Origin of the sequence: Phytoactinopolyspora limicola (assembly GCF_011320225.1) — a bacterium.
In the GTDB taxonomy this organism is placed as follows: domain Bacteria; phylum Actinomycetota; class Actinomycetes; order Jiangellales; family Jiangellaceae; genus Phytoactinopolyspora; species Phytoactinopolyspora limicola.
Genome location: NZ_JAAOEN010000004.1, coordinates 413,230 through 428,962, shown reverse-complemented (window position 1 = coordinate 428,962; position 15,733 = coordinate 413,230). Strand labels below are relative to the sequence as shown.

At 69.6% G+C, this 15,733-nt stretch carries 9 protein-coding genes and 1 pseudogene; all 10 read right to left on the bottom strand.

Annotated features, from left to right (window positions below):
- Positions 1-98: 98 nt before the first annotated feature.
- Positions 99-2,186: a DUF6351 family protein gene (locus G8760_RS30830; protein WP_425502326.1), complete on the bottom strand. Its 2,088-nt coding sequence runs from the start codon at positions 2,184-2,186 to the stop codon at positions 99-101.
- A gap of 54 nt (positions 2,187-2,240) precedes the next feature.
- A pseudogene (locus G8760_RS30825) lies at positions 2,241-5,204 on the bottom strand (golvesin C-terminal-like domain-containing protein); the annotation flags it as partial.
- Positions 5,205-5,356: 152 nt separating this feature from the next.
- Positions 5,357-6,349, bottom strand: coding sequence for a dihydrodipicolinate synthase family protein (locus tag G8760_RS13420; RefSeq protein WP_166351781.1), 993 nt, complete (start codon positions 6,347-6,349; stop codon positions 5,357-5,359).
- A gap of 154 nt (positions 6,350-6,503) precedes the next feature.
- Positions 6,504-8,102, bottom strand: coding sequence for an FAD-dependent oxidoreductase (locus tag G8760_RS13415; protein WP_166352112.1), 1,599 nt, complete (start codon positions 8,100-8,102; stop codon positions 6,504-6,506).
- A gap of 31 nt (positions 8,103-8,133) precedes the next feature.
- Positions 8,134-10,449 (bottom strand): MGH1-like glycoside hydrolase domain-containing protein, encoded by a 2,316-nt coding sequence (locus G8760_RS13410; protein ID WP_166351779.1) that lies wholly within the window; start codon positions 10,447-10,449, stop codon positions 8,134-8,136.
- Entirely contained in the window at positions 10,446-12,014 is a 1,569-nt protein-coding gene (locus G8760_RS13405; protein ID WP_166351777.1) for an ABC transporter substrate-binding protein, read from the bottom strand. The genes G8760_RS13410 and G8760_RS13405 overlap by 4 nt, the downstream gene beginning before the upstream one ends.
- An 86-nt stretch (positions 12,015-12,100) precedes the next feature.
- Positions 12,101-12,907: an ATP-binding cassette domain-containing protein gene (locus G8760_RS13400; protein WP_166351774.1), complete on the bottom strand. Its 807-nt coding sequence runs from the start codon at positions 12,905-12,907 to the stop codon at positions 12,101-12,103.
- A complete protein-coding gene (locus tag G8760_RS13395; protein WP_166351771.1) occupies positions 12,904-13,899 on the bottom strand; it encodes an ABC transporter ATP-binding protein in 996 nt (331 codons plus the stop codon). Before G8760_RS13395 ends, G8760_RS13400 begins: the two co-directional genes overlap by 4 nt.
- Complete coding sequence (locus G8760_RS13390; protein WP_166351768.1) at positions 13,896-14,813, bottom strand: ABC transporter permease; 918 nt, start codon at positions 14,811-14,813, stop codon at positions 13,896-13,898. The genes G8760_RS13395 and G8760_RS13390 overlap by 4 nt, the downstream gene beginning before the upstream one ends.
- Entirely contained in the window at positions 14,810-15,730 is a 921-nt protein-coding gene (locus G8760_RS13385) for an ABC transporter permease (RefSeq protein ID WP_166351766.1), read from the bottom strand. The genes G8760_RS13390 and G8760_RS13385 overlap by 4 nt, the downstream gene beginning before the upstream one ends.
- Positions 15,731-15,733: the final 3 nt, after the last annotated feature.

Below are 15,733 nucleotides of genomic sequence, written 5' to 3'. Positions count from 1 at the left end.
CCGGTTTTTTTTTTTTTTTTCTCCTCCTTTTTTGGCCAACAACCCCATCCTCCCCCCGGGGTGGGGTGGGGCGGGGGCGGGGGCGGGAGGGGAAAGGGTTAGTGGCGGAGCCAGGTGCCGGTGAGGCCCTGTTGTTCATAGCCGGGCTGGGTGTAGTCGCAGACACCCTCGGCGAAGATCTCGCCTAGCCGGTCCCATTGCTCGGCGCTGAAGTCCACCGAGTAGTCGACCGGGTCCGGGTCCTTACGCCGGCACTTGATCACGTCGGCGGCGACACTCTCCCCAGCCACCTCGCGCGGGAACGACGCCGACGGGTAGAGCTGTTCACATTCACCGGCCGGGTCACGGTCCAGCTCCTCAGCGATGAACGTCGGGTTGTCGTCGCGGGTGTTGCACCCTTCGACCAGTTCGGCTGGCCGGGCAGCGGCGATCTTGTCGATCTGGGCCGCGTCGGTGTCATCGGCGGCGAGGTTACGCAGCCAGGCGTCCATCTGAGTGACCGCGTGGCGCAGCAATGGAGTGGTCGTGGTGAACCCGCCGTGGTTGTGATCCGCCAGCAGACTGACATGGTTGACGGCCGTGCCGTTGGCCTTCTCCAGCCGTTCCCGCATGGAGAACGTGTGGTAGCGCACGTGGATGTCACCGTTCGGATCGTCGTCGCGGTAACCCCGGTAGTCGATGATCGGGGTCTCGGCGAGTCCACCGCCGCCGTTGGTCAACCGGCCGGTCTGATACGCCGCGCGGGCCGCGTCCAGATCCGCCACCGTCCGCTCAGCACGGATGTTCGCATCCTGGTCGAACCCGCCCACACCCTCGTTGAGGTCGAGGAACTGCTCCACACTGATGGCTCCGTCGTTCAGCGCGGCCAGCCCGTACTGAATCCCGACGTTGTCCAACGGACGACGGGCGAACCCGGTGTCCGGATCCGTGCCGTACACGTTCACCGTGTGGTCATACACCCCACACCGCACCCCGGTCGGGTTGGTGTCCGGGTGATACCGCAGCCCGGCCGGCACGATCGTGCAGAACGACGTCGGCGAGATCCGCCGCGCCCCATTCGCCACGTTCGGCGCGGTGGCGTAGGTGGCGAACCCGGTCACCGCCCGCTGCTGCTCCAGAGTCCACTCCACGGTGGAGGATTCGGTGAAGTAGGTGTCCAGCAGCCACGCGTCGGTGATGAAGTTGACGGTGCTGAAACCTACGTCTGGAAACGAGGCGCCGACCACGATTCCGTCGAAGATCCCCGGGTAGTTGTCCGAGATCTGGTGCCCCTGATACGCGCCACCGGATGCACCGAAGCCGATCACGTGGTCAACCGGGCCGTAGGCCTCGATGAACCGTTCTTTGACCATCATCGCCGACTCCGCCGCCGTCAGGTCCGAGCAGTTCACCCCGAACACATTCAGCGATGACGACATCACCGCGTACCCCTCACCCAGCATGAACGCGTCGAGGACGCTGCCGGTCCGGTTGCCTTGCCGGTACCAGCCAGACGTACAGCCGCCGCCCAAGGTATAGAAGGCGGCGCCGTTCCAGCCGGCCGGGCGCGCACCAACGCTTGGCTCCGGTTCACCCAGCGGGTCGTGCGGCACGGCCGTCTGGTAGATCGCCCGGTTCACCGTGCCGGTCTCCATCCGCACGATGAACGGCACCTCGACACCGTCGCGCGTCGTCGTCGATGCCAGATTGTCCGGATACGACGACGCACCCTGCGGCCACGCCGCGAACTCGCCACCTGTGGTGCGGTAGACGTAATCGACCCGGGTCTCGATCGAGCAGTTCTCGTCGATCGGCGCCCCAAGGTTCCCGCCGATCACCGGCATGGTGAACGCCGTCGTCTCACACGCGAACGGCTGCTGATGTGGACCGGAGAACACCGGCCCCTCAACCGGATGATTCACCAGCACCACGGTGTCGTGTTGCCCGTCGGTGCCGGTGCCGGCGGCGACGACGTTGTCTCCGACGCGTAACCCGGAGACCACACCGGTCAGGGTTCGGCCGTCCGCATCGGCGACGAAGTCGGCGGTGGCGTCCTGCCCGTTGACGGTGACCGAGACGTCACCCGCGGGAACGTCGTCGGCCAGCCGGACCTCGACCAACGCATCACCCGCGGTGACCATGTCCGGGCGTCCCGACAGCGTCGTCAGCTCCACCGAGCCGTCCCCGTCGCCGGTGCCGGCGGGCAACGTAGCGGCCTCGACGGCGTCGGAGGGCACGCTGCCCCGCGCCGGGCGGCCGGGCTGGTACTCGTCGACGGCGTAGACGCGATGTTCGTAACTGGTATCCGGGCTGAGCCCGGTGCTGGTGAACGACGTCGCGGCAGCGTCCGTCTCGCCGGCGAACTCCCACGCACCGCTCCCGACGTCCCGCCGTTCGACGTGGTAGCCGGTGGCGCCGTCGACGCCGGCCCACGACACCTCGATGCTCGACGACGACACACCCGCCGCAGCCACCTCGGCCGGGGTGTCGGGCACCGCATCGCGGGTGAGCTGGATGGCGTCGGCGATGACGAACCCGTCGGCGTCGTTGCTCAGCTCGATCGTCGCCGCAGTACCCGCCTCGAACTCGAAGCTGCCCAGGTTGACCCACACCCCCGGCCGGTCACCGTCGACGAGGCTGCGGGCCTGGCCACGCTGGTCGACGTGGACCGTGGTGCTGCCTTCTGCGTGATGCACGGTATAGGGCGCATCCGAGGCCCGGTTGGGATGCGAGACGTACCACGCCAGCACCTGGTAGGTGCCGCTCACCGGGATGTCCGGGCGCCACCGGACGACGCGATCACCCGTTCCGGCCGGAGCGGACCGGTAGCTGACACCGTAGTAAGGATGTCCGGCCTGACCGGTCGCGCGGCTCCACGTGCCGGACATCATCTCGAAGGCCCCCACCGACTCGTCGTCGACGATGACGTCTCGGACGAGGTCGTGGGGGTGGTCAGCGGCGGTCAACGTCAGGTAGTCCGGTGCGATCACCGAACCGCCGAGGTGGCCCTCGTCCACCAGGGTGAACCTGATCCGGTGCCGGCCCGCGTCGAGTTCAACGCTGCCGTGCTGGTAGGTCTGGAACGCCTGCAGCGGCTCATGGCCGAGGTCCGTCAGAGCCTCCGGCAGATCCGCACCGTTGATGCTCACCTGGACCTTGCCGCGATCCCACAGCCGGTGCTGGCGGACCGCAACCTCGAACTCACCCGACTCGGCGAGGTCGAACGGGATCTCCACGTAGTCACCCGGCTCGCGGGCCTCGTACCTGAGGTATTGACCGTCTCGTGCGTTGGCGTCGGACACCACGGCCGGTCGCGTCGGCCGGACCGGATGCTGCCGGGTGCTGTCCATCGGCAGATGAAGAAGTGCGCCGCCGGGGGTGTCCGCGTCGTCGGGCGCCGCGGTGTCGGCGAGGAGCGCGATGTCCGACGACGTCAGGGCGCGGTCGAACAGGTAGACGTCGTCGACCGCGCCGATGAGTGGGTTCGCGCCGTCCGGGCGCTGACCGATGTGCAGGCCTAGCCGGGCGTCCGTGGAGGTGGAGCCTGCCGGGTCGTCGGCCTGCGCCGCGACGTCTCCGTCGATGTACAGGGTGACCGACTCGCCGTCGCGAGTGAGGGCGACATGGTGCCACTCACCGTCGGCGACGTTGCCGGGGGCGACGAGTGAGCGGGTGGCGTGGCCGGTGTCGATGAACGCACGCAGCCGGTTGTTGTTCGGCTCCGCCCGGATCCACCACTGGGGTAGACCCGATCCGTGCCGGTAGGACCACATGATCGCCTGCGCGGTATTCGTCTCGGTGCGGAACCAGCCCGCCGCGGTGAACGTCTGCCCAGCTGCACTGATGGTGTCTGTCCGCGGTACCTCCAAGTAATCGGCGGTGCCGAGCGACAGCGCGGCGTCGCGGACGCCGTCGACGGCCTGGGGTGAGCCGGATACGTGGGCATGGTGCTGGTGCCCCGACTCGTCAGGGGTGACGGTGACCAGGTCCGGCACCGCTGCCCGGAAAGCGGTGCCGACACCGGCCGTGGTGCCCAGGTCGACGCCGTGTTCGGTCAGGCCGGGACCGTCCTGGACGTCGTCGCGACCATCGGTCAGCCAAGCAAGATCGAAGCGGGCCACGGCCACCCGTTCGGGAAACGCCAGGATCTCGCCGTCACGCCCGTAGAGCAGGATGACGGTGCCGTCGGACAAGACCGCCAGCTCCGAGTAGTACGACGATCCGGGGTTGACCATCTTCTCGTACCGGTAGGTATAGCCGTCGTCGTAGCTGATGGCGACGGTCATGTTCTCGCGGCGGGCACCGTCCGGCCGGGCGTGGAGAGTGCGCGCCACCCCGTCCGGCCCGGTGAAGCGCACCGCGCCGGAATCCACCGCGGTGTACCGGCCGGTGGCCGGTTCCAACACCGGATCCGACCAGGTCAGCCCGCCATCGTGGCTGACGGAGCTGATCCGGAACCGGTGTCCGCCGGCGGCCGCTCGACCGTTGACCACCACCGCGCCGTCGGCACGCTGCCAGATCCGGCTCTCGTTGATCGGGTAGTCCGGAGAGACCGGAACGCGCCCGCCTCGCTGCCACGTCGCGCCGTGGTCGTCGCTGTACAACGTGTCGATCCCGTAGTTGCGCTCCGCGGCCGGTAGCTCGACCGCCCTGCGGTGCAGGACCGGCAGGATCAACCGGCCGTCGTCGAGCTGAATGCCGTGCCCAGGCCCCGGGCCATGCAGGATCCACCCGTACGGGTTCTCCTCGAACAGGTGCGTCAGCACCTCCGGCTCGGTCCACGTGGCGCCGGAGTCGTCGCTGCGGATGACGTTGATCTCGGCGCTGGTTGGCCCCTGGTAGAAGAGGAACGCGGCGCCAGTGGTGTTGTCGACGAGTGCCGTCGGGTTGCTCCAGAACTGCCCGTTGGATGGCACGACGGCCTGGGTCGGCTCCCAGGTGTCGCCGCCGTCGGTGCTGCGACGCAGCAGTAGATCCTTGGGGCCACCGTCGGACAGTGCGAAGCGCCCTTCGGTGAACGCGAGGATGGTGTCGTCCGGGGTGACCACCAGGGCGTGGACGTGGAAGTTCTCGTGTGAGTCGGACTCGGAATCCCACAGCGTCGTCTCGTCGAACGAACCATGTTCGGTGTCAACCGGTGCGATATCCGCCAGTGGGGTGGCCGACAACGGGCTGACGGAGGACGGGGTGGCGGAGGACGGTGCGACGATGATGGTGGCGGTCATGGCGACACCAAGGGTGGTGGCCAACAGTGCGTAGCTGCGTGGTCGAGATTGCCGGGGACGGGGCATGCTCGGCTCCTTGCTGCGAGGCTGGCGTAGGGACCGGTGATCGTTAGCAGGATCGGGTCGCCCCAGCGACCCGATCCTGCTAACGATCACCGAGGTGGGGGGTGGGCGAGGTGGGGGGTGGGCGAGGTGAGGGTGGGCGACGTGAGGTGCGACGCGAGAGGTTCGAGGTAGGAGCGCAGGGCGGTGCGCTCGTCGTCGGTGCATGGCTGGAGCGGCGCGGCGACGTGTGGGGGACACAGACCGCCCCACGAGAGGATCTCCTTGATGGTGGGGACACCGGGCCGGATCGTGTGGACGCCGCAGAGGCGGTCGATGATGGCCTGCCAGCGTTCCGGCTGATCCGCGTCGACGGTGGCCGGCTCAGCGGATTCCGGTGACGCCGATGTGAGCCAGGCGCGAAACAGCGCCACCGCCACGGCCGGTGCGATGTTGGCGATGCCGGGTACGATCCCGTCGGCTCCGGCTCTCAACCCGGCGAGTAGTTGGCCCTCGGCGCCCTGGCTGATCCCGAACTCGGGCCGGTGCTCACGCGCGGCGGCCACCGCGGCGGCGAACCACGCGGCGTCGCCGGAGCTGTCTTTGAGGCCGACGACGTGGTCCATGGCCAGCAGCGCATCGAAGACGGCCGGGGTGATCGGATTGCTGTACCGCGGCGCGTTGTAGACGATCACCGGTACGCCGAGGGCGGCGGTGGCCGCGTAATGCGCCACGATCTCGTCTTCGCGGTGGTGGAAGTAGATGGGTGGGCTCAGCACCAGCGCGTCCGGGGTGGCGGGTGCGACGACGCTGGCCCGGGCCAGCGCCTCGTCGGTACCCGCAGCCGTGACGTTGACCAGCACCGGGCCGCCGCCCAACGCTCGCCAGCGCGCCGTAGCGTCGGTGACGAAGTCACCCAGTGCGGATGTGGGTAGCAGCGGACCCTCACCGTTGCTGCCCAGCAGCATCAGCGCGTCGGCCCCGGCGGCATGCAGCGCGGCGAGCAACTCGGCGCCCGCCTCCGCGTCCGGTCGGCCCGGCGCGGACATCGGCGTCACCATCGGGATGGTGATCCCGCGCAGTATCGCCCGCCCGCCGCTCATGATTGGCCTGCCGGGTGTGCGTGGCTCGCCACGGTGTTGTGCCTGGCACGCTGAAGCGTCGTAATCCTGGGTGTTTTGTTCCCTTTGTGGAGCACCTCAGCGTGCCAGGCTCCGTGGGCGGTGTGGGTGCGGCGAGCAGTGTCCGGTGGTGTCATCAGTACCCCTTCACCTCGGGCCAGGCCAGCTCGAACCCGTCGGCCGCCAGCTCCTGCTGGAAACTGGCCAGCCGCGCGTCGTCGTCGCGGACCTGCGTGGGCCGCAGCCCGTGGGTTAGGCAGTGCGCGGCCAGCGCCCCGGCGGCTTCACCGATGTTCCACTCCACCGGATGCAGCCGGTAGCAGCCGTTGGTGATGTGGGTGGTGCCGATGTTCTTGCCGGCCGGCAGCAGATTGCGCATCCGCACCGGAAGCAGCGCACCCAGTGGGATCTGGAACGGAGAGCTGGCGACATCGATGTAGGTGTCGCCGCCGGTGGAGGGATGCAGGTCGATCCGGTACATACCCACCCCCACGGAGTCCGGGTAGTGCACCGCGCCGTGCTCGCCGCGCACCGCCAGCGACACGTCCTGCTCCACCACGGTGTACTGCGCCTGGATCCGTCGCGACTCCCGGATGTAGGGCGCCTTCGCCAGACCGTCGGTGCTGCCCATGACGTCCGGGCGCAGCCGCAAACCTGGCCAGCCGGTGCCGCCGTCCGGCCGCGGCGCCTCGGTCTGCAGCCAGTACAGCATGCTCAGCGCAAGCTGCCGGCTGCCCTCCAGGTGTTCGTTCCGTTCGGCTTCGGAGACACCGATGATAGGCCCGGGCAGGTAGTCGATCATCGGCCAGTTGACGACGGTGACGTCGCTGGCGGCGAAACCCGGCTCGAACAGTTCCCGGGCGACGATCCGCCGGAACACCCACAGGTCCTTGTCACCAGGGTCCCGGCTCTGGTCGGCGACCACCGGCCCGGAGTGTCCGTGTGGCACGAACGTCCGGGGCACCGGCTCCAGGGTGCGCGGATCCGGCGCGGTGAGGCTGATCAGCCGGTCCGGCCAGAAGCTTGGGTGGTAGCTCTGCCAGAAGCCGTACTGTTCGGGTTTGTCTATGGTGTGGTCTTCCCCGTCGCGATGCTCCACCGCGAAGACCCAGGAGAACGCCTGCATGTTGGCGGGCTGAGCAACGGCCGGGGCGCTGGGTTCACCGGTGTCCTCGCGGGACTCGAACCCGGTGACGTGCTCGGCGCCGGCCATGGGCAGCAGGTCGCCTTCCTCGGTGGCGTCCAGCACGTAAGAGGCGTCGACGACGACGCGTTCGTCACCCGGTCCGGCGAGCACCACCGACCGCACCGTGTCGACGTCGACGTCGACGTCCACCGGGCGGTGACCGTACAACACCTGCAGCCGGCCCGCGGCCACATACGGCGCCACCATGGCCTCGAGGACCGCCGCGGCGGCTTTGGGTTCGTGGCACAGCCGGCTGACCCGCCCCATACCCGGGTTGAGTTCGGCGTCAGCCCGGGCGGCCGGGGTGAGCGGATACCAGGTGCGGTAGTACTCGCGGACGGCGTCGCGGAAGCGCCGGTAGGAACGGGTGCAGCCGAACCGTTCGATCCACGGGTGTTCGTCGGGCGGGACACCCTGGCTGGTCAGCTGGCCACCCAGCCAGTCGGTCGGTTCGGTGACGATGACGGACCGGCCGCGTCGCAGCGCGGCCAGGGCCGCGGCTACGCCGCCGACCCCACCACCAACGATGACGAGGTCGGCCGCGGTCATCTTCTCATTACTCACGTGTGGTGCTTCCCCTTCAGGTGCGGTCGGTGGACAGATCGAAGGCGACGGGTATCCCGGGCGAGGGCAGGTCGATCACCACAGGACGGTCACTACCGGGCACGGCGATCCGGATCTGTCCGGGTTCGCCGGTGGCGGTCGCGACGCCGGACACCACCTGTGGTTCGCGGCGGTAGGCCGTAACGACGACGTGCGGGTCGGCGTCGATCAGTACCTCGCCGTCGAGCTCCACCCACAGCCGGTCTCCGGCGCGGATGCTGAGCCGTCCATCGCCGAGCATCAGGCCGTCCAGCTCCGCGGATGTGCCCGGATGGGCGAACCGCCAGCCGTCTTCCCGTGGATCGGCGAGCTCCTGGAAGGCGAGATAGGCCAGCAGCGACCCCCACGACATCAACCCGTCGGAACGGGCCTCCAATGGACGTACGTCCTCACCGGGTTGGACCGGATAGTTCTCCCGGACGTGGCTGTGCTCGTCCCACTCCCGCAGGAACAGCCGCAGCAGTGCGGTGACCACATCCTTGGCCTCCGCGTCGAACCCACCTCGGCGCAGTCCCGCCACCGCCAGGTAGGCCATCGGCCCCCAGACCCGGCCCCGCCAGTACCGGGTGTTGAAGCCCGGATCGTTGCGGGCCACACTCGGCATCGGCGGATCGCCGCCGAGCACGTCCGGTGCCAGCAGCCGGTCCACCAGAGCGCGGGCCTGTTTGGCATCCGGAACCTCGCCCAGCAGCGGGTACAGCATGGTGGGGGCGACGTGTTCGGAGAACTCTCCGGAGGCCCACCGGTTCCGGTACTCACCGTGCTCGGTGTCCCAGAGCAGCCGGTTCACCTCGGTCCGGGCGGCGGCGGCCTGCTGCCGCAGCAGCGTGGCCGTGGCCTGATCACCCAGCCGCTCGGCGATCTCCGCTACGGCCTCGGCGTCGGCGATGTGTAGTCCGTTCAGGCCGACGTCGGCGAGATTCTGGGTGTGTGTCGTCGGGTCCCATTTGACGTCGTCGTACATGGGGGAGTCGTCCAGACCCGACTCACGCTTGGACCGGTCGAGCAAGATGGCGACGTCTGTCACATTGGTCGCGCTCGGCTCTTCACTCGCTGCGCGGACGGTTTCGCTCGTTCCTCGCTGCACCGGCCACTTCGCTCGCTCGTCGCCTCGCCGCTCCGAACCCCACGCCAACAGCCCGAACGGTCCACGCCTGGCCGCCGGCCACCATTCGTGCCAGCGGCGCAGCCCCGGATAACAGTCGGCGAGCAACCGCCGGTCCCGGGTCGCTTCACCCAGGCCGCTGCCCAGATACGCCTTGAGCACGGTGAGCCCGCCGACCGGCGACTGCGAGCGGTCGTCGGTGCGCCCGCGCTCGTCGGAAACCCGGTTCGGCAGCATGCCGCTGTTGGTGGCCTGATCGAGGATCTGCCGGAAGATCCCGTGGGCGTACGACGTGTCGATCCAGTTGGCCACGAGGCCGGTGAAGAAGGTGTCCCAGACGTGCAGCGCCCACCGGCCGTAGAAACCTTCACGTTCGGCGCAGACGAAATCTCGCGAGGTGGGCGTCAGCACCTTCTTGATGTCGGGGGCGTAGATCGTGTTCCAGGTGACCGACCGCACGTAGGCTTCCCCCGCGGTACCCAACCAGCCGGCGGTATGCAGGGTGTCGGTCAGGGCGGCTTTGCGAGCGGCGGCGATCCGGTCGTCCGGTGAAGCGGCCGGCCGGTCGGCGCCGTCGGGAACGAGCCGGACGGTCAGCGTCGCCGCCGTCGTCGATGTGGCCGACGACGCTGCCGCTGTGGGCACGGTGAGCCGGATGGCGTGATCATCGCCGAGGTCAGTTGGGTCGCTCGTCGCACCCGAGTGAGGCGGGGTGGAGAGCTCCAGGCGCCAGCGGTCTTCATCCAGCTCGATCACGGTGGACCACGAGCCGGTTCCGGACTCGCCGGGGGCGGCGGCGTCGGCGTTGACCAGCCGAGGTGGAGCACCGTCACCGGTATGCGGCATCCGGTCGACGATCACGACCACACCCGCCGGTCCGCTCACCGCGGCCGTCGCGTCGAGTGTGGTGTTGTCGCCGGTGAACCGCAGATCCAGGTCGGTGTCCAGTGCGTTCACGGTCACCTCGGCGTAGCGGCCGTCCACGGTGTGGTGGCCCAGCCGGACCAGGCCGTGGCGCCAGGTGAAGCCGTCGAACACCGTCTCGTCCGGCCCGGCCAGCGCGAACCGTACCCGCAGCCCTGACGGCAGATGGGTGTAGCCGGTGTGGAACTGGACGTCCCAGGTGTTCCACCCGGCGGCTCGCGGTGCCATGGAGCGGGCCGCCGGGTTGGTGGAGGTGTCGGTCACGAGCCCGCCCCGTAGGTCAGGCCGGCGAAGCCCGGCACCGACGACGGGTCGAGGTCGACCCCGTCCACCCGGTCCTGCCAGGCGTACACGATCTGCGGGAACATCGGGAACATACCCACGGCGTCGGTCCAGATGATCTCCGCGGCGTCCGCGTACAGCTGCTCGCGGCGGTCGACGTCGGCCACCGAGTCGGCTTCGGCCAGGATGGCGTCGAGGTCCTCGTTGCAGTAGCCGGTGCGCTCCGCGGCGCACGGGTACAGCCGGCCGACGTTGGTAGCCGCGTCCAGCGACGGCACCGACACCGACTGCAAGTTGATGTCCCAGTTCAGCGCCAGCAGGTCGTCGATCCAGACACCGGGCTCCTTCTCCACCGGTTCGGCTTGGACCCCGATCGCGCGCAGGTCCGAGGTGACCGCCTGAGCGAACTCCCGGAACTCCGAGCCGCGCAGTTGCAGTTCGTAGGTGGCGTCGAAGTCGAAGCCCGCGGCCTCCAGCGCGGCGCGCGCGGCCTCGGGGTCGTGGGTCACCGCGTCCTGCGGTGCGTAGCCGAGCACCGGGGGAGCGACGATCGAGTCGGCCAGCTGGCCGGTCTCCGGGTGGAGAGCGGCGATGATCGCCTCGAAATCGACCGCCTGCCACAGCGCGCGGCGCACCTCGGCGTCGGCGAAGGCATCCCGGCTGGAGTTGAACCACATGGTGTAGGTGGCGTTGCTCGGAATTGCCTCGACGGTCACTCCACTCTCGTCGCGCAGCGCCGGGACCTGGTCGTCCGGCACCCCCCAGGTGATGTCGACCTCGCCGGTGCGCAGGGCGGTCATGCGGGCGGCGATCTCGGGAATGTACCGGATGTCGATGCCGTCGACGGCCGGCTCGCCGGCCCAGTAGTCCGGGTTGGGGGTGAGCCGCAGCGTCTCCTCCGGGGTGAACGCGTCGACGACGAACGGTCCGGAGCCGATCGGGTCGTGGAAGAAGCCGTCGTCGTCGAGGTGCTCGCCCGGGACGATCCAGACGTTGGTGAGCTGGCCGAGGAGTGCCGGGTTTCCGGCCTCGGAGCTGAACACCACGGTGTCGTCGGCGGTGGCCTCGACCTGCACTCCGGCGACGTTTCCGGACACCGGGCCTTCGAGGTCCTGGATCCGTTCGATGGAGGCGACGACGTCGTCGGCGGTGACCGGAGACCCGTCGGAGAAGGTGGATTCGCGCAGCGTGAACGTCCACTCGGTGGCGTCGTCGGATACCGACCAGCCGGCGGCCAGTTCGGGTTCGTATCCGTCGTCGGTGGCTCCGACGAGCCGTTCGAAGACGGCCCGCCCGGCGAGCTGGGTGCCGAGGTCGGCGCCCATGTCACCGTGCGGGTCGAGGGTGGTAACCGGCCGCTGGGTAGCGACGGTCACCAGACCGCCGCCGCCCGGTGCGGCGTCGTCCTCCGCGCTGGTGTCGGCATCGCCGGGGGTGTCGTCGGCATCCGGCGTGCTGGAGGTGTCGTCGTCGCTCCCGCCGCAGGCCGCCAGGACGAGCGCGGCTCCGAGGACGAGGGGAAGACGGAACGTGCGGTGGTGCGCCATCGTCGTCTCCAATCAAGGAATCAAAGTGCTGTTACGTATTAGATCGAGGGTGTGCGACGGCCCGGTGCGGGCCACCGGCCGGTGGATTAGCTGGCGGCTCCCTCCAGGTCGAGGGCCGCGTCGAGCAGCGCGCGGGTGTAGGGATGGGTCGGCCGGGTGAACAGGTCCTCCGCCGGTGCCTGCTCCACCACTTCGCCGGAGCGCATGACCACCACCCGGTCGGCGATCTGCCGGACCACGCCGAGGTCGTGCGAGATGAACAGCATCGATAGTCCGTGGTCCCGTCGCACGTCGGAGAGCAGCCGCAAGATCTGGGCCTGCACCGACACGTCGAGGGCGGACACCGCCTCATCACAGACCAGCAGCCGGGGGCGCAGCGCCAGTGCCCGGGCGATGCTCACCCGCTGACACTGCCCGCCGGACAACGCGCTCGGTCGGCGACCGGCGACGCTGGCGTCCAAGCCGACCTCGGCCAGGAGGTTCCGCACCGCGGCGTCCTGATCACCCGAGGGGGCGGCGGCCGGGTGGGCCTGCCACGCTTCCCGGACGATGGCGCCGGCGGTCATCCGCGGATTCAGCGACGAGCGTGGGTCCTGGAACACCATCTGGATGGCGCGTTGGATGGCCGGCGGGCGAGACCGGGTGGAGCCGAGTGGGACGTCGTCGTAGCTCAACGTTCCGTCGTCCGGTGTGACGAGGCCGACGACGCAGCGGGCCACCGTGGTTTTGCCCGAACCGGACTCACCAACCACGGCGACGATCTCTCCTGCGGCGACGTCCAAATCGACGCCGGCGACGGCAGCGACCGCCGGGCGGCCGCCACGGCCGAACATCCCGCGGCTTCCGCCGAAGCTGACCCGGAGCCCCCGAACGGTGAGTCCCGCATCGTTCATGGCCGCACCTCCGCCGCGTCCGGGAGACCGTCGGCCTCGGCCAGGTGACAGGCGGTCCAGCGACCCGGTGCCACCTCGCGCACGGTGGGGCGTTCCACCCGGCAGCGCAGCACGGCCAGCGGGCAGCGGGGATGGAACGCGCACCCCGCCGGGCGGTGTGCCGGATCGGCCGGCGAGCCCGGTAGTGGGTCGGCGATGGCGGTGCGGGCGCGGACCGCGGGCACGCTGGCGACCAGCGCCTTGGTGTACGGGTGGCGGGGTTCACGCAGCACGGCCTGGGCCGGGCCGCGCTCGCACACCCGGCCGGCATACATGACGACGAGGTCGTCGGCCACATGGGCCATGACCCGCAGATCGTGGCTGACCAGCAGCATCGCGGTGTGTTCGGTGTCGCGTAGGTGGCGCAGCAGGTCGAGGATGCGGGCCTGCACCGTGACGTCCAGCGCGGTGGTCGGCTCGTCGGCCAGGATTAGCTGCGGCTGCCCGGCTAGGGCCAGCGCCGTCATCGCCCGTTGGCGTTGTCCCCCGGAGAACTGATGCGGGTAGTTGCCGGTGCGCTGGGCCGGGTCGGGGATGCCGACGCGGTCCAGCAGATGGGTGGCGGTCCGGGCCAGCTCGGCCCGGCCCATACCGTCGCGGCGCGGGATCTCGGTGACCTGCCGGCCGACCGTCTGACCGGGGTTCAAGCTGGCCAGGGGATCCTGGAAGATCATCGCGATCTCCCGGCCGCGCACCTGGCGGCGGCGCCGGGACGACACCGCGAGCAGGTCCTCCGAACGCCACCACAGCTGTCCACGGGTGACCGCTCCGGCGGGCAGCAGGCCGATGATGGCCATCGCGGCCATCGTCTTCCCGCTGCCCGACTCGCCGATGAGACCGGTGGTGCGGGCGGCGTCGACGCTGAACGACACGCCGTCGAGCACGTGCACTGGTCCCGACCGGGTGGGCAGGAAGACATCGAGGTCGCGGACGTCGAGCAGCGGCTCGCTCATCTCTTCCCTCCGTAACGCGCGGTCAGTTGGTCGCCGACCAGCCCCACGCAGACGACGAGCAGGGCCAGGGCGAGGCCCGGGAAGGTGGAGATCCACCAGGCGATCTCCAGGTACTCCTTGCCGGCCGCGACCGTCTGCCCCCACGAGACAGCCGTCGGAGGTAATCCGATGCCGAGGAAGCTCAGGCCCGCCTCGGCCAGGACCACCAGGGCGAACTCCAGGGTGGCCATCGCGACGACGGGTCCGGCGACGAACGGCAGCACGTGCCGGGTGAGGATGGAGCGGCGAGGCACCGCCATCACCCGGGCCGCGCTGACCCAATCGCGTTCCCGCAGCGACAACGCCGTGCCCCGGACCACCCGGGCGAATCCGATCCAGCCGACCGCGGACAGCGCGATGACGACGATCGCGATGCTGGGCCGGAACAGCCCGGCGATCACGATGGCTAGCAGGATGCCGGGGAAGGCGATCAGGACGTCGATCAGGCGGGCGGCGACGGTGTCCGCCCAGCCACCCACGTAGCCGGCGACGAGGCCCACGGCGATACCGATGACGGCGCAGACGGTGACGGTCAGCACCGCGATGGTGATCGACGTGCGCGCGCCGAGGACGATCTGGGCGAGGACGTCGCGGCCCACGCCGTCGGTGCCCAGCCAGGCCGTGCTGCCGTCGGAGGTGGTGGACCCCGGCGAAAGGAGCCGGTCGGTGATGGACGTCACCATCGGGTCGTAGTCGACCAGCAGTGGGCCGACGACAGCGAGAAACAGGTACCCGGCGATCACCGCATGCGGCAGGAAACGCAACCAACCCAGCACCCGCCGGGCGGAACGGCGCCGCATCTCCGGCAGTGGCGGTGTGGTGGTTGCGGCGTCGTGGCCGACGGAGGTGGACACCGGATGACTGGTGGTCGTCATGCGCCCGCCCCCACTCGGATCCGCGGGTCGAGCCGCGCGTAGGTCAGGTCGGCGAGCAAATTGAGGACGACGACGACACCCGCGATGAGGAGGGCCGCCGCCTGGACGACGGCGTAGTCGCGGGCCGCCACCGAGTCGACGATCAGCGATCCCAGCCCGGGCCAGGCGAACACGTTCTCCACCACCACGGAACCACCGAGCAACACGCCGGTCTGGATTCCGATGATGGTCACCACCGGGATCAACGAGTTCTTTAGTGCATGCCCGACCAGCACTTCCCGCTCGGTGAGGCCCTTCGAGCGTGCGGTCTGGACGTAACCGTCCTGCATCGACTCGGCCAGGCTGCTCCGGGTGAGCCGGGCGACGATCGCGGTTTGCGGCAGGGCCAGGGTCACGGCGGGTAACACCAGGTGGCTCAGCGAGCCGGACCCGGCGCTCGGCAGGGCTCGCAGATGGAGCGCGAAGACGAGGATGAGCATGATGCCGACCCAGAAGGTGGGGAACGACTGGAGGCTTATGGCCGTGGAGGAGAGCACGCGGTCGACCACCCCGTTGGGCCGGCCGCCGGCCAGGCAGCCGAGGATCAGCCCGGCGACGATCGCCATGGCCATCGCGGCCACGGTGAGTTGGAGGGTGGCGGGGAACCGGCTCAACACCGCGTCCATAGCCGGCTGGCCGAGCCGGTAGGACTCACCGAAGTCGAGCCGCAGTACCCGGCCGAGGTAGCTGACGTACTGCACGACGAGTGGCTCGTCGAGGCCGAGCCGGGTGCGCGCCGCGGCGATCTCGTCGGCGGTGGCGTCCGGGCCGAGCGCGACGCTGGCCTGATCACCCGGCGCGAGCCGGACGATGACGAAGATCAGCGTCACGCAGCCCCACATCACGAACGCGCCCAGCGCGAGCCGGCGCCCGATCATCCG